Raw genomic sequence first — 19,302 nt, 5'->3', positions numbered from 1 at the left:
ACTATTAATAGGAGATAAAATTTAGAGTGATAGAGAATTGTGAGGGGATAATTATGGTTATTGAGAAAATACTAATAGAATTAATAAAAGACATAAAACAAGTAAATACATTAAGTTCAAAAATTATTTACATAAAAAGCATCAACCAAAATGTAATAGATATTACAGTCAATAAATTCGATGGAGGGAAAGAGCGGGATCTACAAATCCCTTTCAATACTATATTAAAAGCTTGGTATGAGTTTGTTTCAGTAAGAACTGCTTCTCCTTCGGACTTTGTTTTGACCAAAGATTTTTCTATATTAAATATGACTCTCATATCTAAGCTTCCCTTTGTTGAAGTAATCCATTTAGCTGAGGAGCCAGCTATAAAACTACGAGAATTTAAAACAGACCAGTTACCTGCCGATAATTATGAAAACTTTGAGATTTTCCTTGATGAAGTGTATAACGGCAAATATGACCCGTCTACATTAAGTGAACAAATAAGCGGAAGTATATATCATCTTAAGTCTCGCTGTCGCCAAGACTTAAGATTAATAGGTTTGATAAACGAGAAAAATAAAATAAGTCAAACTCATATGAGTGAGTACTTAACTAGTAAGAATAAAAAACAATACCTTGAAAAATTGGTATTGATGCAAGATTATTTTCAAGTTGCATTAGAGTGCTTAAGTATTATGAAAAGGTTTTCTAAAGTTGAAAAAAGAACAGCTCTTATTGAGATAGGTATGTTAATAGTTCGGAATTCTAAAGGTGATAACTTAATGCTTGAATCTGTTGCCGAGAAAAGAACAAATAACCTACTATCATGGCTTGAAAATCTTCAATTAGTCGATCAAAATTGGATACCTATTAATGAGGAGTTGCAAAAAGTGGACAGTAAACTACGAGAGTATTTTCTGAAAATATCGAGTGAATATCTAACAGCAAAAAGTGGGAGTTTTGGTGGAAATGCTTTTGCTAGCTTTATAAGACACGATGTACCAAAGGAGATGAGTAAGTTATCGTTTCTTGATGATAAAAACTATTCCGTTGCAGCTTCTGCTGGTAAAGGTAATTGGGCAACAGTTCCGTGGATTTCTATTTTAAATAATGAGGTAACGAACTCTACACAAAGAGGGTATTACTTAGTTTACCTTTTTAGTGAAGATATGAAGCGACTTTATTTGTCTTTTAGTCAAGGCGTTACGGAAACGTCTAAAGAAGATATGTTGAGAATCAAAAAGGACATTCGTGGTCATATCACAATGGATTCTTCAGTGAAAAAAGATGATAACATGTTTATAGGAGATAGCAATAAAGCAAAACAATATGCAGATTCGACTGCAGCTTATATTGAATATAACTTAGGTGACCTACCTTCGGAAACGGAGCTTGTTCAAGATCTTAAAATGATGGTCGGTTATTATGAAGAGTATATAGCATTTAAAAGTTCTCCACTTATAGATCCTTTATATAACCCAGATCCGGGTAATGAGATTACATATGAAAAAGAAAAATGGTTAGCGAGTAACAAAGATCTAATCAACCACATCCATGCTTACATTGCAGCCAAAGGTTTTTTCTACACCAAAGAAGAAGTCACCAATTTGTTCCTTTCTCTGAAAACAAAGCCATTTGTTATCCTTTCCGGTATTTCTGGTACAGGGAAGACAAAGATTGTTCAGTGGTTTGCGGAGAGCGTGGGGGCTACTGAGGAGAATGGACAGTTTGCATTGATTCCGATTCGTCCTGATTGGAATGATGGTTCGGATTTGCTTGGGTATGTGGATATTAAGGGAGACTTTAAGCCAGGTCCGTTTACAACTGTGATTGAAAAAGCGGAACAGAATCCGGATGATCCTTATTTTGTATTGTTGGATGAGATGAATTTAGCACGGGTGGAGCATTATTTTAGCGATGTGTTGAGCGTGATGGAGAGCCGTAAGAGGGAGAATGGGAAGATGGTTACGTCTGCCCTTCTTTCTGCGGAAATGTCTAAGCGGGATATTAGGCTGCCTGTGAACCTTTATGTTATTGGGACGGTCAATATGGATGAAACGACACATCCTTTTAGTAAAAAGGTGCTCGACCGGGCTAATACGATTGAGTTCAACCGGGTGGAATTATCGAATCTTGTATTTCTGGAAGAGCAGGTGGAAGTGGAACCAAAATTGGTTCAGGATAATATGTTCAGGTCCAAATATTTGCACTTGAAGGATCTTTATTTGGGGAATCAGGAGCTTGTTAAAAAGGTTACCGCTGAATTGGAAGATATCAATAAATCCTTGCAGCTAACCAATGCCCATATCGGTTATCGGGTTCGGGATGAGATATGTTTTTATCTTGCTTATAACGAAGACAGTGAATTGATGAGTTTTGAGATTGCATTTGATCATTGTATTTTACAAAAGATCCTGCCGCGTATTTCAGGCAGTGATACCCGGGTAGAAAGGCTATTAGAGGGTTTATATCGTTTGTTTACTACAAAAGAATATATCGATGATGAGGAAAGTAATGAAATCAGTATACGTACGGCGAGATATCCAAAAAGTACCGCTAAAGTAGTAGAGATGCTTAGGAGGTTACGAGATGATGGCTTCACATCCTTCTGGATCTCCTGATGATGTCGACTTGGTCAAAATAGAGGCAGAAGCATTTTCATTGGTGATTAAGGGAAAGCCATATCATCACCGATATGAGGGGCTAAAGCAGTATCGTAAGATGGATTATCATGATGTCATGCAATTTTCTGTTTCAGGAGAAGACGTTCAAAGTGTTGAAGTCTATGATATTGAATCAGGAAAGTTAACTGTTTCCCAGCAGGTGCGGCCGATTTTCTTTGAAAATGGGACCTATCAAGTGCTAATAATTTCAAAACAAAATCAAGAACTGGGCTTTTACCATGAACATCCTATATTACGACAGGCAATATCTCGTATCGAATTGAGTGGAATGTCGCTTTTAACAGGGAATCTCCAATTTCAAAATGAGGTAGGGTATACGACTTTTGAAGTTCGTTCAGGTGCACAAACTTTATTGGAAGTCACACTTGAAATCTTTCCGGTTAAATTGGATTATCAGAAAGATTATCGACAGCTGCTTGAGGAAGTGAATGATGAGATTTATAACTTGGCTTTTCACTTTATCCGGAAAACGTATTTAGGGGCAAACATCAAGCTTGAAGGCAAGCCAAGCAGGGCTGAATTCTATCGTTTGATGACGAAGCATTTTAAGCAGTTTATTCAGGCTGTAAATCGAATCGAGAGGCAGCCGCATCATATATTAGAAACATCATATGTAAAAGCGCGCGGCGATCAACTCAGCAAGACTGATTCTTATACACGGAAGTATTTGCAAAAACGGAGTCAGTCTTTTATGGAAGTGGAGAATGGAATTAGAATCCATGGGAAAACGATGATGCCGCGTGAAGGGGTTAAGCCTAAAAAAGAGCTGCGTTACGATACGATGGAAAATCGTTATGTGAAATGGATGATGGACAGGCTGATTCATAAGTTTGATGATTTGTTGGGCGCTTTAATGAATAAGAATAAGCGTTGGAAGGAAGAACCTGATGCGGAACTTCTGTTACGGCTGAATCAAATGAAACAGCAGCTTGAGTCAAGGAAGAACAATGTCTTTTGGCGCTCGATTGGCAGACTTGATCGATCGGTAATGAGTTTGGTCCTGCAAATGGCACCAGGTTATCGTGATGCCTTTCAAATTTATTTAACTGTCTCAAAAGGCCTTATGCTGCAAGGAAAGCTTTATCAAATGTCTGTTAAGGATGTCGCTACTTTATATGAATACTGGACTTTTTTAAAGCTAGGACAAATTTTGAGCAGTAAATATACCCTGTTGAGTCAGGATATTGTCAGTGTAAACCGTGATGGGCTGTTTGTGAATTTAGAGGCGAACCGAACTGCTAAACGAGTCTTTGAGCACCCAGTAACTAAGGAAAAGATTGAACTAATCTATCAAAAATATGAGAAAGATTTACCGACCATTCCTCAAAAGCCTGACTCGATGTTGACGATTGAGAAAAAAGGCAAGAATCAACGCTATAATTATGTATTTGATGCCAAATACCGAATTGATTATGCGCAACCTGAAAGCTATTATCAATCCCGTTATAAAACGCCGGGACCGGTGGAAGACGATATTAATACGATGCACCGCTATAGGGATTCACTCGTTACCATGAGTAATGGTCCATATGAGCGGACTGCCTTTGGAGCGTATGTGTTATTTCCTTGGTCAGATGAGCAAAATTATGAAGACCATCATTTTTATAAAAGTATAGATCAAGTTAATATTGGTGGGTTGCCGTTTTTACCAAACGCTACCTATATGGTCGAGCGATTCATAGAGTGCCTCATTGAAAAAAGTCCTGAGGAAATACAGCGTGAAGGGATATTACCTAGGGGAACGAAAGAGGAATGGGAATCAACATTAGAAGAAAAAGTACTTGTCGGAACGGTTTCGAACGAAGCAATTTATCGAGACTTTATTCAGCAGGGCTACTATCAGATCCCTGTTAATAGCCTAAAAAAGGGCTGGCAAGAAGCAAAATATGTCGCACTTTATATGACTTCAGGGCTTGGGGAGAACGGTGTTAGAGAGTATGGAGAAATCAAGCGAATTGCTACTGAAGAAGATACTGTCCGTTTCTTTGTGGAGGTTTGGAAGAATACAAAGCAGGTTATCCGTCCTGTGAAATATGGCATAGCAACGTATATGATGACAACTCTTTCAATACTAAACGAGGCGAAAGAGCTGCCTGAGCTGTACATGAAAAACAAGCAGGAAACCACACTTTGGAGGATGCTGAGAAGGATTTCAGATCAGATAGAGATTAACCTGGATAACAAGGTTTTGGACGAAGCCTTAGGAGTAGTGACTTTTTCTTTTAAAGGAATCGAAATCCATTTGAACAAAGAGAAACAAACCTTATCCATTAGAAATGATAGTCAAGAACGAGTATTGTGTACAGATTTATTAATTCATCAGCCTTCTAAAGTATTAAGAGAAGTTCTTGGTTTACTTTGAACCACTATACAGTTGTAAAGCTACTGCAAAAATCAGCACATTGTGAAGGAGCCTAACCCATTTGATTTGTGGAGAGGGCTTCTTTTATTTATAAATGAGGATATTAATATATAAAAATTCTCACTTATTTAACTGATGAGATGGCAGGTAAATACTTTGGAAGAAGAAGGATCTTAACATTCTATTTTAAAGAAATATAAGGTGAAATTGAAAGTATATTGTCATTATCGTTTTTGAAGATATGGTAAAATCAAATGGTATTTCACATAAGACTAGATTAAAAAATGAATAGGTATCATGTTTGAAAAGTAAGGCCACAGGAGGGGTAAATATGCATAATCATTCTTTATTTGAGTTCGTTGGTCAATTTTCAAGTGAGTTATTCGAGCTTGTTTGCCGTATTGAAAATCAGCTGTTGGATCAACCGCTTGCGTCATTGATACAGGCTCGTTTATTTACAGAACAGTTGGTTAAAATTATTAGCAAAGAAGAGGGTTTTGAGGATATCTATCCGCTCAAGCACTCAGAACGAATACATAAATTATATCGTCAGAATGCGGTTGAAGAAGATATTTATTTGAAATTAGAATGGATCAGAAAGAAAGGAAATAAAGCGGCACATGATATAAAAGAAGTGAACATTACTGATGTGCTTCAGGTTCACAAATTTCTATTTGAGATCAGTGTTTGGTATATGCAAGTATACGTAAGCTATGATTTTGAAGAACCTATTTACAAGCTGCCTATTAAGACGGCTCAAGAAACTACTAATCCATTAGAAGCGAAGGATTTAGATGTCTTAATCAAACCATATGTAGATCAGACTATGCAAAAGATGGATGAGATGTGGTTGGAGGTTCAACGTCAGTTGGAAGCTATAAAAGAGGAAAAGAAACGGGTGCAAACTGAGGCAGCTATAACTGAAGCCGTCAGCCCGCAGCAATTGGAAATAGCTGCAACCGCTGAAAAAGAAATTCTGGCATCCTCTCAAGAAAATCAACAAGTATTGGGAGTAAAGCAAATCGAATTAAATGAAGAAGATAAAATGACAATAAGTGAAGAAATGGCGATATTATATAGGGTTTTTAAAAGAAATACTTTTAATTTTAAAAAGGCAACCAGTAAGGCTACAGAATTTAAAAGTATAAAAAATGGAGAAGTATTATACTTACTTACTAATAAAGAAATAAGTATTGTATTGGATCCAAATACTGTCGAAAATAATTTGAATTTTAAAAGTAATGGTAAATACCATAGTACTGCCTTAAAACAATTTCCTAAGAAATTAAATAAAGGACAAACTCCAATAAATTATGGGTATTCTTTTAAATTTAAAACAGAAGAAGAATTAGATGCCTTTTTAAGGAGTTTAAATGATAGTTTAATATAGGAGTCTTTCATAATTACTTAACAGAGACAGAGTGCTCCGGAAATTATAATGGCAGCCTTCTTTTATACACAGAGTTAGATAAGAAGATTAAAGTCAATGAGCCAGTCGTGCCAGACCTATATGATCAAGAAAGAGACATCCCCCCAAGGAATGTCTCTCCCCCCTATAAACTAATAACACTCATCATCCCCTCATGCGTTGCTTCCTCTATCGTCCGCGGACCAAGGCAATCCCCAATCTGTTTCACAATAGGCGCATGGCCTTTCATTTCTTCGAATAGTTCTGTGTTGGGTATGCGGCCAAGGGAGAGGACGATGGAGTCCCAGTTGGTTAGTTCTTGTTTTTGTTGGGTGAATAGGTTCCGGATGATGACGTGATCTTTTTTGATTGCCCCGATGTCGTAATGGGGTAGGAGTGTGACGTTTAGGTTGTATAGTTTTTTTAGGTATTCGTTCCTGAGATATTGGTGGACGGTTTCACCGATGTGCAGTCGTGATGATATGAGTGTGACTCCATGTCCTTTTTCGGCTAGGTAGATGGCTGCTTCCATGCCGGGCCAGTCGCCGCCAAAGTCGAATACGAGTACGTTTTCCCCGACTTTTTTGTTTGAGCTGTAGAGGTCATCACTCATGATGATTCGTGGGTCATCGATTCCTTCGATGGCTGGTGTATAGGGCCGTGAGCCGGTTGCACATATGATGGCGTCCGGTTTTGATTCGGATATTTCCTGGGCGGTGGCTGTTTTACCTAATTGCACATTTATATTGCTTCTCATCAGTTTCCGGGAGTAGTTATCGAGCATAGATTCTGCGAGTTCATGCCTCATCGGTGCTTTGCGCATGGTGCGAAGCAGGCCGCCGATGTATTTGCTTTGATCGATTAGTGTAACGGAATGACCTAGTGAATCCGCGGTTATGGCTGCCTGTAATCCGCCAGGTCCTGCGCCGATGACGAGGACATTCTGTTTGTTTCTTTGTTTCTTTAATTCTGGCAATATCCATGCCTCTTTACCTGTTGTTGGGTTTTGGACACAGCCAATTGGCAGTCCTTTATGATAGTGACCGATACAGGCTTGTAAACAGCCGATGCATGCATCGATTGCTTGCAGGTCGCCGCTTTTTGCTTTGTTGGGCATGTCTGGGTCGACGATTAAGGCCCTGGTCATTCCGACGACATCGGCTTTTCCGGTTGATACGATCTGCTCAGCTTCAACGGGGTCGACGATTCGATTACCGACAAAGACCGGTACGGCTCCTGCCATCCTGATTTTGAATCCATGTGGTGATAAGTAAGCATGCTTTATCGGTGATGGCGGCACGATATGGGTTGATCCCTCGAAGGTACTTGAATCTCCGGCTGTGACATTGATGAAATCCAATCGGACTTTCTCCGCGAGGTATTCAACGATTTGCACGGAATCCTTCATCGTGGTCCCGTCCATCGTCAGTTCATCTGAACTCATGCGAATGCCAACGGTAAAGTCTTCCCCGACTCTTTCCCATACCTTCTCCAAGATTTTCACGATGAATTGCATCCGATTTTCAAAAGACCCGCCATAGTGATCGGTGCGTTTATTTGTATGCTGTGACCAAAACTGGGCAGGAAGATATCCGTGTGAACAGCAAATTTCCACTCCATCAAGTCCGCCTTCCTTTGCCAGCTGTGCTGAATGGGCGAACCCTTCAATCACTCCTTCAATATCCTCTAGGCTCATTGGTTTTGGCATCACGCCAAAGCGCAGGCTGGGAACGGCCGATGGCGCCCATGCTGCATTTCGATAGTCGCTCGATACGACTTCCCGTCCGCCATGGAATAGCTGCGAGAAAACCTTCGTTCCATACTTATGGAGCGTTTCGGAAAGCTCTTTGTAGGCATCGACGATTCTTTGGTCATATCCGGCAATCGTTTTGGACGTAAGCATGCCGGATGGATGTACGGATGCCGCTTCAAGGATGATCAATCCGACGCCCCCTTTAGCGCGGGCTTCATGATAGGCCACCATATCCGAAGTGGGGATTCCGTCCGTGACATGATTTGTTTGATGTGCTGTACTTAAGATCCGGTTTTTTAAATCAGTAGAACCGATCGTTAATTGGGTAAACAGATTCTTGAATTGTGCCATATACATGACCACTCCCTAATGTTAGATAGAATGAGAGTATAGAGGGCATCCATTCGCCCCCTACCTATCCCTATACAGGTTCAATATGCAATAACCATGCCGTTTGGGGAATGTGGTTTCATATTCGTTTTTTTACTTGGATAAAGAGGGTATGGCTCATGAGTATAGTATTTTATATATAGATAACTGAACCTTTTTTGGAAAGCGGTGATTCATAAAAGGTTCAGCATTAGATTGGTTGATATAGAGGCATTCGTTGCTTATGAAAGGGTCACTTACTTTTAAACGTATAAAAAAGTGTAACAAAATCGGTTCGCAATCAAAATATGGGGTGATGTGATGGAAGTAAAAAAGGAATCACTAATTGTATTTTCCGATATTTCTATTTTGGATGTAAAATCCTTGCTGAAGATTAATTCTTCACCTTTTATTGTCATGAAAAATCACTTGGAGATCCTCGGCATATTGGATGAAGGTTTCTTTTTGAAGAGATTGGATAGCGATGGTCAAAATCAGGAAATCACGGCTTATCTTAATTCATCGTTTGTCGTCGTTGATGATTTAGATAAGCTAAGTGAAGAGGATATGAGCACCTATGATTTTGTGATTCAACATAATGATAACCAATATAGCTGCCATCCGATCTCCGAAGTCAGGGAAATGCTGCTTAAAAAGAAGATGAAGAGCTTAATCAGTCTAAATGAATCACTAAAGAAAGAGCTGGAGGTAACAAGAAAGAAGGTAAAGGAGCTCACGCAAATCCTGCATTCCAGCTATGATGAAATATTCGTGACGGATGCGAACGGGGATACGTTATTCGTGAGTGAGGCGTGCAAGAAGCTTACAGGGCTGCCGCCGGAGGCCTTTATTAATAAGAACATTAATGAGTTGGTTGAAAAGGGATTGATCGTCAATTCGGTTACATTAAAAACGATGAAAACGAAAGCGATCCATTCGGCGGAGCAAACCTATCCGCATGGATTGACGGTATTCAGCACAGCGAAGCCGATTTTTGATGAGGAGGGGAACTTATATAGAATCGTTTCGAACTCCAGGGATATCACGGAATTGGTTGAGATGAAGAGTCAATTGAACAGAGTGAAGCTTAGGAACCAGCGGGCCCAGCATGAAAATTCGAGAACCGTTACGTTCAATAACTTCATTACAAATTCGAATAAGATGATAAAGGTTTTGGAATTAGCTGAAAAAGTCGCCCCGATGGATTCTTCCATCTTCATTCATGGTGAAACCGGTGTCGGAAAAGGGGTTTTAGCAAGGGTCATTCATGATCTCAGCAGCAGAAAGGATAAGAATTTCATTCAAGTGAATTGCGGCGCGATTCCATCGGCTTTAATTGAGTCCGAGCTATTTGGCTACGAAAGCGGTGCATTTACGGGAGCTAATAAGCACGGGAAAAAGGGGCTTGTTGAGAGTGCTGATGGCGGCACATTGTTTCTTGATGAAATCGGGGAAATGCCGCTCGACATCCAAGTGAAAATCCTCCATCTGGTCCAGGACAGAAAATTCATGAAGGTGGGTGGAACGAAGGAGAAAAAGGTGAATATTCGCATCATCTCCGCCACGAATAAAGACTTGAAGCAAATGATCAGGAATAATCAGTTCCGCGAAGATCTATATTATCGGCTGCATGTCGTTCCCATGGAAATACCGCAGCTGCGTGAGCGGAAGGAAGATATCTTATTATTAACCGATTATTTTCTGAAGAAATTCAATGAAAAATACGGTCAATCCATCACGATTGATGATCATTCCAAGTTAATTCTGCAGCTGCAGGATTACCCGGGCAATGTTCGGGAGTTGGAAAATGTAATAGAACAAATCGTCGTGACGGCTAGAAAGCCTATCGTAACGATAGAGGATTTGCCTTCCGATTTAACCTACAAAGATACGGCACTGGTCAATTTAACAGGAATCATTCCCTTGAAAAAAGCGTTAGAGGAAACGGAAAAACAATTATTGTCACAGGCCCTTTCCACCTATAAATCAACCAGAAAAATGGCCAAGGCCCTGGAGGTCAGCCAAACGACGATCATGCGCAAACTGGGCAAATACCAATTTAGCTATCATGACGATTAATAATAAATTAACCCCTAATAAAATCTGAATATTCAAAAACTTGGTATGGATATTGCATATTTAAATGATTGATTATTTCTATTTTGATAAGGGGGTCAAGAAATGGGCGAGCTGATTTTCTCTTTAAGCTATGGGGGTTCCTTAATTGTCATGGGGTGGATCACGAAGGTTTTCCTAGTAAAAATGAAAAGAAATCAAGAAGAAATAAAAGCAAAAGATCCGATTGAAAAGGTGGGGATGTAAGTGGCCTTTCTCCTTGGTATTATCATATCCTTTTGTGTGTATGTCTCGATCGGTATCTTTTTATTCAGGAAAGTGAAAAGCTCAGAGGAGTACTATGTTTCTGGTCGAAGCGGAAACACATTGATGATTACGGGTACGCTTGTTGCCTCTTTCCTAAGTACTGTATCATTCATGGGAGAAGCGGGATTTTCCTATGAAGGGTATCCGATCCTGCTGCTTATCCTCGTGATTTTTAATGCAAGCGGCTATATATTCGGAGTGTTCCTGTTTGGCAGGTATTTAAGAAGAAGCAAATCATTGACCGTTCCTGAATTTTTTGGTAATCGCTTTCATTCAAAGAAGGTAAGGCTGGCAGCTGCGATCACGACGATTCTCGGTATCGCTGCATACTTGGTTGCCGTTACTCAAGGGGCAGCCGTTTTATTGGCCGAGGTTTCTGGTGTTTCCTATCCAATGGCCCTGGTGATCATGTGGGTCGTGTATTCATCCTTCACCATTCTCTCAGGAGCGAAGGGGGTCATGGTCAATGATACGGTGATGTTCTTTTTATTCTCGATCGCAACGTATCTTAGCTTTCCTTATATTATCAAATCCGCAGGCGGGTTTCCTGATGCTGTTATGAAAGCGGCAAACCTGGCCGAACGGCCTGATTTATTAAGCTGGCATGGCATTACCGGACCTGCCGCAACGATGGGCACTCCTTGGGAAGCATTGGCCTGGGCCGTCATCATGGGCTTGGTCTGGGGCATTGTCATTGCCGTGAGTCCATGGCAAAGCAGCCGATATTTAATGGCAAAAAATGAACACGTAGCCATCCGTGCTGGCGTGTGGGCAACGATATCCATTTTGACCGTTTATTTGTTCCTCCATATCAGCATATCGACAATCACCACCATTAAAGCAGATATCGCCCCGACGGAAAAGGTATTCATTTGGGCAGCGATGAATATTGTCCCTACATGGCTTGGGGTCATCATCGTCAGCGGCATCATGGCTGCGGCCTTATCATCCTGTTCGAGCTTCCTGCAGATTATAGGAAGCAGCATTACACGGGATATCATGGAACAATCACGGAAAAAGGAATACACAGATCATCATCTATTACGGGCCAGCCGCATATCCATGGTCGTGATCAGCTTGATCATTCTATTGATTGGCTTGTTCCAGCCGCCTGCCGTCATGTGGATCGGCTACTTTGCGGCTACACTATTTGCGGCATCATGGGGACCGATTGCCATATCAAGCGTATTCTCAAAGAAGGTAACGAAAGAAGGCGCCTTTTGGAGCATCGTATTCGGCTTCGTTGGCGTCATTCTCGGAGAGAGTCTCGGCATGTTCGGAATAAGCCTTCCCGTTTACCTCAATCCTGTCATCATTGGTTTAATCTTAAGCATAGGCGCACTTATCATTGGCTCCAAGTATGGAACGATCACCATCGAAGAAAGGGAATTTTATGCAAATATCCTTCAAACCCCAATTGAAATAGACGAGCAAAAAGAAATGAACATCACCCGCAGATACCCAGCTTATTTAATGATCAGCGGCGTCATGGTCATCATGGTTACACTGGTGTTTTATTATTGGCCGATCAATATGAATTGATTTAGATGGCAGGGAGGAATCCCCTGTCATTTTTTTGTAACTAGCTAAATTTCAAACTATGTATCACTATGACTATCTTCCTGTGAATATTCACTTAAAAGTTGGAGTATGATATCCTTATATTAACATAAACCAAAAACAGCCCCATGCTGGAACATGAGGCTGACAACTAGCAAGAGTGGTTGGTCACAACTAATAACTTTTAATCAGAAGAATCAGAAGAAGAACCATTGCCATCTTGGTGGGATGAGTGGTTCTTTTTCCGTTTCTTGACGAACGCAGACAGGATAAGATTGGTTGCTACCAAGCGCTCCTTCCGGAATACTCTCTAATCTTAGGTATTCACTTCAGCTGTTCGAGTACAACAACTTTGTCCCATTCTTTGTTTTCATAATCGGACTCTTCCCAACCCACGCGGAATATGTCGCCATAGTTTGGATGGAATCCCATGGTAGTAAATACCTCTGTTTGATAGTAAATGCCTTCGCCCTTGCCCTCTATTTTCTCGCCACGGATATGCCCATTTTCGATTTCACTGATTTCAAATGTCTCGGTAATGATATTCTCTTCACCCTCATTAGCCATACGCCTTTCTTTACCCATATATACCTCTGATGTTTGCTTGTCCAGTTGTATTACTGGCATTTCCTTGATTTTCGCTAGACGGTTTATTTCTGCAATAATCTTTTGGTCTTGCTTTTTATCTTGCATTTCGTCCGCATTATGAAAACCAATTGCGTATCCCCCACCTAAACCTACTAATGCCCCTGCTACTGTAAAAGCTAATACTGTCTTCTTCATATGTATTTCCACCTTTTCTATTGCTCTTACCTACTTAATTATTAATAATATCATGCAAAACTTGATTAAGATAATTACTTTTTAGGGAGTGGAATTTTGAAATCAAAACAAGAAAGAACAGCCGACGTCAGGCTGTCCTCTTCAGTCTCCCCATTACCTTCATGATACGTGCCTACCAACCTCTGATAAAAAACCTCCAGAGTTATTAATCATCCATTATATAAAACAAAAAATCATTGACTATTGGAAATATCCTGGTTAGAATAGGGGCAAGATTTGAAAGGAGCGATAAACGTGGCATTTTTACAATTATACTGATATACACACATATTATGGAAAAAACCACTTTTTATAAGGGGTTATTTGCTGTGTGTATAGGATGGATATGTTGTAGAGGGTTTGTCGTTCTGCCGGATATCTATGCCATTTTTCCGTACACAGAGCCCTTCTGTGTACTTTTTTGTTTTGGAGGGATTTAACTTGATGATGTTACTTTTTTATTGATGCGAGTTTGGGAGTTGAGCTCATATTAGAAGATCGTTCAGCGGTGACTATAAAATAGGGGGAATGTACATTGCAATTTCTATTATTCTTTTGATGCGGGCTTGAAATAGAAGCTCGTATCGATCCAAGCTATCGATACGAAATCACAAATTTCGGAGGTAGCGAATATGGAACAAATATGTTTTGAATTAGAAAATGTCGAAGTGACTTATTTAGATAAAGAGATATTGAAGATTGATCGGTTGGCTGTACATCAATTTGACCGCATCGGCATCGTCGGGAAAAATGGTACAGGAAAAAGTACGTTATTGAAGTTACTTGCTGGAGAAATTCAACCGACAAGCGGAAAAGTAAAGGCTTACGTTGATCGCGGCTATTTTGAGCAAGTTGAAGCGCCTGCTGTTGCTGAAGCTGATCCAGCGTTACTGGGAAAATTGGCAGTTCCGCGAAATTCAGGGTCGCTAAGCGGCGGTGAGCAAACGAGGCTGAAGCTTGCCCAATTGTTTACCCACTATAATGAAGCGTTGCTAATCGATGAGCCGACAACCCACTTGGATCATGACGGCCTTTCGTTTTTACTTGATGAGTTACGTTATTACTATGGGGCGCTTGTCTTGATTAGTCATGACAGGGCTATACTGGATGAACTCGTCACGACGATCTGGGAAGTGCATGAAGGCGAGGTACATGTATATTCAGGGAATTACAGCGAGTACATGGCACAGAAGCAGTTAAAACGTGAACAACAGACGCAGGCTCATGAACAATTCATTAAAGAAAAGAGCCGGCTTGAAAAAGCGGCACAGGAAAAAATGAAAAAAGCTGAAAAAATCGCTCAAGCTGGAAGGTTGTCAAAAAAAGAGGCGAATGCAAAACCGAATAAAACGTTTATGACGAAATCGAAAGGCACAAGCCAAAAAGCCGCACAACGTGCAGCGAAGGCAATGGAGCATCGAGTGGAAAAACTTCAGGAAGTGGAAGCGGTACAAGAGGAAAGGCAAATCGTATTTCGCCAGTCAAAGCAATTGGAATTGCATAATAAGTTCCCGATAATGGCAGACCGGCTGACTCTTAAAGTGGAGGGGAACGTATTATTGGATGAGGTGAGTTTCCAGCTGCCGCTCGGTAAAAAAATAGCCATCACAGGCAGCAACGGCAGCGGTAAAAGTACTTTGCTGCACCATATTGCGAATAATGGTGCCGGATTAACGGTTTCTCCAAAAGCGAAAATGGGTTACTTCCGTCAAATGAGCTATAGATTTGCAAAAGATGAAGCGGTACTTCAATTCCTGGGGAACCGCTCGGAATATGATGAAGGATTTTTAAGAAGTGTCCTGCATTCGATGCAGTTTACCGGGACGGATATACTGAAAAGCGTTCAGTCTTTAAGTGGCGGAGAAGCGATTCGCCTCCAGCTTTGTCAGTTGTTTCTAGGGGAATACAACATTCTGCTATTGGATGAACCGACTAATTTTCTGGATATCACTGCCATTGAAGCATTGGAACGATTCATGGCTGGATATGAAGGCACGGTCATATTTGTATCCCATGATCAAGCGTTCATAAAGCAGGTTGCAGATATTCAGTATCAACTTCAGGAGAAAAAATTGGTTCAAGTGTGATTTTTAACGTTTACGGAAAAATAAGCCGATGGGATAATTCCGTCGGCTTATTTATAATAATTTCCTAAACACATTAAGGATGAATCGTAACCGGTGTCCCGATTGGAACAATTCTTGATAATTCCTCCACGTCCCGATTATGCATGCGAATACAGCCTTTTGAGACGGCTTTACCAATTGAGCTGGGATCGTTCGTTCCATGAATGCCGTAGTGCTCCTTGGATAGACTCATCCACATCGTACCGAATGGGCCTCCGGGGTTGGGGGCTTTATTAATGATGATGAATTTTCCTACCGGTGTACCGAACAGCATTCTTCCAACGGCGATCGGATATTGTTTTTGCAATACTCCATTTTTTAGCAGCCTTAGCTTACGATTGTTAACGGACACATCGATCTGAAATGGAATGGTATCAGGAGGGGGAAAACCAGGGATCATAATGGGTTGGCCAGGATATATGACATTAGGGTTTATTGTCGGGTTAGCATTGATGATTGCCGATAGCGGTTTCCGGTAGTCCCTGGATATCTGTGTCAGTGTTTCACCTGGTTTAACTGTATGAATCAGTCTGAACACCTCCATAGGTTATAGTTGTCATGTTTCATTCTATGTGATTTTTCAAAAGTGTTTCGTAACTCTTTGTAAGCTGTTATCTGTTTTTAATAAAACTTATATGTTAAGTAACCAAGCCGAAAAGAAACCGAAATGAACTTTTGATAAAATAAGTTTTTATCGAGATGGATTTTTGTTAGTTAAAGAGGGGGAAATAAGCGTGGAGGAACATGTGAAAAAGGCTTTAGTAGAATGGAATGAAGAAATCAGTGATGTGTTAAATGGGATAGAAAAAGAGTATGAAGAAGTTAAGCGTGAACTTCAGGTTTATTCCTATAAATTCAATATTACCAAACAGGTTGTACAATCCACTATAAATGATGAAATTATACGAAACATCCGCGAGCTCTATCATAAACCTTTTGAACAAAAATTGAATGAACTGAAAGAATCGATAAAAGAGCTGGAAGAAAAGAGAAAGGTTTTTCAAATGTTTGTCGATAAAATCGAAAAGGTTAGTGAAAGAGAAGAAGGAAAACCGCAAATATCAGTCATATAAGGCAGCGAAGAGTAGATACTCAGAACAACTCTACTATTCTATACACAAAAACCATGGCAGCGAATATACCTGCTTTTTTTTGCTGGAATAGCCAAAAGCGGCCCCTTGTTTACCCCAACATTAACCCGGGTACACTATCCTATAAAAAGGAAATGGGGGTATTCTATGTGGAATGCGGTCTTTTGGGGAGGGGTTTCGGGTTCTGCCGTCCTGCTTGGTGCACTTGCCGCCATCCTCATTCCGATAAAGAAAAACATCATTGGCTATATTATGGCCTTTGGTACGGGTGTATTGATTGGTGCCGCGGCATATGAGCTGCTTGCAGATTCGGTGAGTGATGGGGGGATTTGGGCGACGGCGATCGGTTTCATAGCAGGGGCCGCCGTGTTTACTGCCTTGGATTTTCTTATTTCCAAAAAAGGTGCGGATAAAAGGAAACGGTCCAATAATAGCTCTTCGAAGGAAGCGGGCCTAGCCATTTTCATCGGGACGGTGATGGATGCCATACCGGAGTCGATCATGATTGGCGCAAGCTTAATAAGCGGCGGCTCGGTAAGCTGGCTATTGGTCATTGCCATCTTCATCAGTAATATTCCGGAGGGGCTCTCAAGTACAACAGGTCTGCTCAAAAGTGATTACTCCAAGAAGAAAATCATGCTGCTGTGGTTTTCCGTCCTGATCATTTCGGCACTCTCCTCGATGTCGGGCTATCTATTCCTCGATCATGCCCCGGACTATGTCCTGGCAGCGATGGCAGCCTTTGCAGGCGGCGGAATCATCGCCATGATCGCCTCAACGATGATGCCTGAAGCATATGAAGACGGAGGGCCGATCACGGGCATATTCACCGCTGCGGGCCTGCTTATCTCTTTAGTTCTGGATTCGATGTAAGATTGTCCCCTTGGAAGGAAGGGGGGCAATTTTTTTTTTGAATTCTATCATAGAAGGAAATGTACAAGGAATCTATCTCGAAAAAGGAATTGTTGGTGTTAAAATATCATTTCAAATCATACACTCTTCATATAGATTTTAGACATTGAGGAGCTGTTGGAAATGAACTTCGAGATGCAAATAGCGAATATGTTAGCTGATAATTTAAAAGGTTTCATTACATTCGTCCGGGAAAATCATGAAAATGAAAATAATTGCTTTTGTTTAAATAAAGATAAATTGTATCAATTGAAGCTTCTTGTTGAGGAGTTTAAGTTTCAAGTATTGGCCGATGAACTTAAACGGATCAACCGGTATACCTGGGATGAAAACTATACGCACTTATTAGTTGATAGATTCAGAAAAGGGATGGCAATCATTGAAGAGTACGTTGAAAATAACTACAGCGATTTATTCATTTTCACCGCTAGACTTTACACGTTGAATAGCCTCAGCTTAACCTTTTGCAAGGAGGAAGAATCAATAGTCAGCTAATTAGGGCACCAGCGAAAAAAAGAAGAGCTCATAATATGCGCTCTTCCTTTTTTCATTATAGGGATGGTTGACCAAAAGATTCTAATTCTATATACTCCGAGCCCGATCTTATTTGCTTGGCATCGAAGAGATATATTTTTTGACTACTTCATACACATATTCTTGATTGGCTGCTGCTGTATTTGGGTTATATTTACCGCCATTCACTTTATTATTGGATAGCACCCGTATACCTAAGAAAGGCACATCATAAGCTTTGGCGATTTGTGCTGCCGAAGCTCCTTCCATTTCTTCAACAGATGTACCATATTTCGTATGGAACCATTTAATTCGATCCACTTCATTATTCCAAACGTCTGCAGAACCGATAGTACCATCGACAACCTTACCTTTTGTGTAGGTATCCTTAACTGCATGAGCAGCTGCAAGTAAATCCTTATCTCCTTCGTAGAAGCGTGGTTTTTCAGCATTAGGATCTTCTCCTGCACTTCCTTCAGAAGCCATTAGGTCCATTGGTTTCCATATCGTTGGATCGATTCCTTCGTTTTCAGCTTTATCGGCCGTTTTTAATGAACCTAGGTTTACCGTTCTTTCTCCTAAAACAATATCAAAAACGTTTAAGCTTGGATCATGTCCGCCTGATGTCCCTTGATTGATGATGGCAATAGGGTTATATCTTTCCATTGCCACTGCTGTAGCGGCAGCCGTGTTTTCCATCCCTTTACCTGTTTTTGCAACGATTACAGGATAATTGTCTAAAGTTCCTATGTAAAATACAAAATCCCCTGATTTTTCTTCTTTAACATTTTTTAACCTTTTCGCGAAATTTTCAGCTTCGATTGGCATTGGGCCTTGAACCATAATAGGCCTTTGAGTCTTTTTTTCGACCGTTTCATTTTTGGAAGCGGAACTGCAAGCTGCAATCACCGACACGAAAAGTAAAGTAATGATTCCTAATAGAGTGTACTTTTTTAACATGTTTTTTCTCTCCTTAAAAAACAAATTATCCGATTGTTTGATTGACTCGCAGTTGTGGTCAAAGAAAAAGGCCCAGAACGGCAGAATGAATGCTGCCTTCTAGACCTACGATAGTCAAAGTATAGATAATCAAGCAAAAATGAAGCGATTGCTAAATCATTAGCTGCTCAAAAAGCGGGAGGCCGAATACTTTAACTCGTAGTCTAGTTCTTTAACTGGGAACCAGGTAGAAACGCTCAGACCATATTTCCGAGCATATACGAGTAATACGATTATTACTTTGCTAATATAACAAACAAATGCTAGATAATCAATGTAAAAGTGAACATTAAAATAAAAATATAATTTAATGTTCGTGTTTGTGGGGTGTGGAAA

At 40.4% G+C, this 19,302-nt stretch carries 14 protein-coding genes and 1 riboswitch; of the genes, 10 read left to right on the top strand and 4 right to left on the bottom strand.

The window, feature by feature from the left end:
- Window positions 1-53: 53 nt before the first annotated feature.
- From AC1DIV_RS14155 to AC1DIV_RS14145, 3 genes are all read left to right on the top strand, one after another.
- Window positions 54-2,606, top strand: a complete 2,553-nt coding sequence (locus AC1DIV_RS14155) for an MrcB family domain-containing protein (RefSeq protein ID WP_477576608.1) — start codon at window positions 54-56, stop codon at window positions 2,604-2,606.
- Window positions 2,578-5,031 (top strand): DUF2357 domain-containing protein, encoded by a 2,454-nt coding sequence (locus tag AC1DIV_RS14150; RefSeq protein ID WP_477576689.1) that lies wholly within the window; start codon window positions 2,578-2,580, stop codon window positions 5,029-5,031. Before AC1DIV_RS14155 ends, AC1DIV_RS14150 begins: the two co-directional genes overlap by 29 nt.
- Before the next feature lie 331 nt (window positions 5,032-5,362).
- Window positions 5,363-6,421, top strand: coding sequence for a DUF4145 domain-containing protein (locus AC1DIV_RS14145; RefSeq protein WP_477576606.1), 1,059 nt, complete (start codon window positions 5,363-5,365; stop codon window positions 6,419-6,421).
- A 163-nt stretch (window positions 6,422-6,584) separates the two neighbouring features.
- Here the strand turns inward: AC1DIV_RS14145 and AC1DIV_RS14140 are convergent, their stop codons facing one another.
- Window positions 6,585-8,543 (bottom strand): oxidoreductase, encoded by a 1,959-nt coding sequence (locus AC1DIV_RS14140; protein WP_477576604.1) that lies wholly within the window; start codon window positions 8,541-8,543, stop codon window positions 6,585-6,587.
- 339 nt (window positions 8,544-8,882) lie between these two features.
- On the opposite strand from AC1DIV_RS14140, the gene AC1DIV_RS14135 reads away from it, so the two are divergent.
- The 3 genes from AC1DIV_RS14135 (at window position 8,883) to AC1DIV_RS14125 (ending at window position 12,485) form a co-directional block, all read left to right on the top strand.
- Window positions 8,883-10,640 (top strand): sigma-54 interaction domain-containing protein, encoded by a 1,758-nt coding sequence (locus AC1DIV_RS14135; protein WP_477576602.1) that lies wholly within the window; start codon window positions 8,883-8,885, stop codon window positions 10,638-10,640.
- 102 nt (window positions 10,641-10,742) lie between these two features.
- Window positions 10,743-10,883 carry a hypothetical protein gene (locus AC1DIV_RS14130; protein WP_155726506.1) on the top strand — a complete coding sequence of 47 codons (141 nt, stop codon included), beginning with the start codon at window positions 10,743-10,745 and terminating at the stop codon, window positions 10,881-10,883.
- On the top strand, window positions 10,884-12,485 hold the full coding sequence (locus tag AC1DIV_RS14125; RefSeq protein ID WP_477576600.1) for a sodium:solute symporter family protein: 1,602 nt from the start codon (window positions 10,884-10,886) through the stop codon (window positions 12,483-12,485).
- A 342-nt stretch (window positions 12,486-12,827) separates the two neighbouring features.
- On the opposite strand, the gene AC1DIV_RS14120 is transcribed toward AC1DIV_RS14125, so the two are convergent.
- Window positions 12,828-13,286 (bottom strand): hypothetical protein, encoded by a 459-nt coding sequence (locus AC1DIV_RS14120; protein WP_048687718.1) that lies wholly within the window; start codon window positions 13,284-13,286, stop codon window positions 12,828-12,830.
- 671 nt (window positions 13,287-13,957) lie between these two features.
- Here AC1DIV_RS14120 and AC1DIV_RS14115 point away from each other — a divergent pair.
- Window positions 13,958-15,412, top strand: a complete 1,455-nt coding sequence (locus tag AC1DIV_RS14115; protein WP_477576598.1) for an Msr family ABC-F type ribosomal protection protein — start codon at window positions 13,958-13,960, stop codon at window positions 15,410-15,412.
- 73 nt (window positions 15,413-15,485) lie between these two features.
- Here the strand turns inward: AC1DIV_RS14115 and AC1DIV_RS14110 are convergent, their stop codons facing one another.
- The gene (locus tag AC1DIV_RS14110) at window positions 15,486-15,980 is read right to left on the bottom strand and encodes a L,D-transpeptidase family protein (RefSeq protein WP_262870832.1); all 495 of its coding nucleotides are present in this window, start codon (window positions 15,978-15,980) and stop codon (window positions 15,486-15,488) included.
- Between the two features lie 205 nt (window positions 15,981-16,185).
- Here AC1DIV_RS14110 and AC1DIV_RS14105 point away from each other — a divergent pair, with 205 nt between their 5' ends.
- The 3 genes from AC1DIV_RS14105 (at window position 16,186) to AC1DIV_RS14095 (ending at window position 17,949) form a co-directional block, all read left to right on the top strand.
- On the top strand, window positions 16,186-16,524 hold the full coding sequence (locus AC1DIV_RS14105; protein WP_048687716.1) for a hypothetical protein: 339 nt from the start codon (window positions 16,186-16,188) through the stop codon (window positions 16,522-16,524).
- A 165-nt stretch (window positions 16,525-16,689) separates the two neighbouring features.
- A complete protein-coding gene (locus tag AC1DIV_RS14100; RefSeq protein ID WP_477576597.1) occupies window positions 16,690-17,415 on the top strand; it encodes a ZIP family metal transporter in 726 nt (241 codons plus the stop codon).
- A gap of 162 nt (window positions 17,416-17,577) precedes the next feature.
- The gene (locus AC1DIV_RS14095; protein ID WP_477576595.1) at window positions 17,578-17,949 is read left to right on the top strand and encodes a hypothetical protein; all 372 of its coding nucleotides are present in this window, start codon (window positions 17,578-17,580) and stop codon (window positions 17,947-17,949) included.
- A gap of 108 nt (window positions 17,950-18,057) precedes the next feature.
- On the opposite strand, the gene AC1DIV_RS14090 is transcribed toward AC1DIV_RS14095, so the two are convergent.
- Entirely contained in the window at window positions 18,058-18,927 is an 870-nt protein-coding gene (locus AC1DIV_RS14090) for a 5'-methylthioadenosine/S-adenosylhomocysteine nucleosidase (protein ID WP_258831881.1), read from the bottom strand.
- Window positions 18,928-19,106: 179 nt separating this feature from the next.
- Window positions 19,107-19,210, bottom strand: a riboswitch (purine riboswitch).
- Window positions 19,211-19,302 lie beyond the last annotated feature (92 nt).

This window comes from Peribacillus sp. 05N428 (genome assembly GCF_056397085.1).
This window is presented reverse-complemented; position numbering and strand designations above follow the sequence as displayed.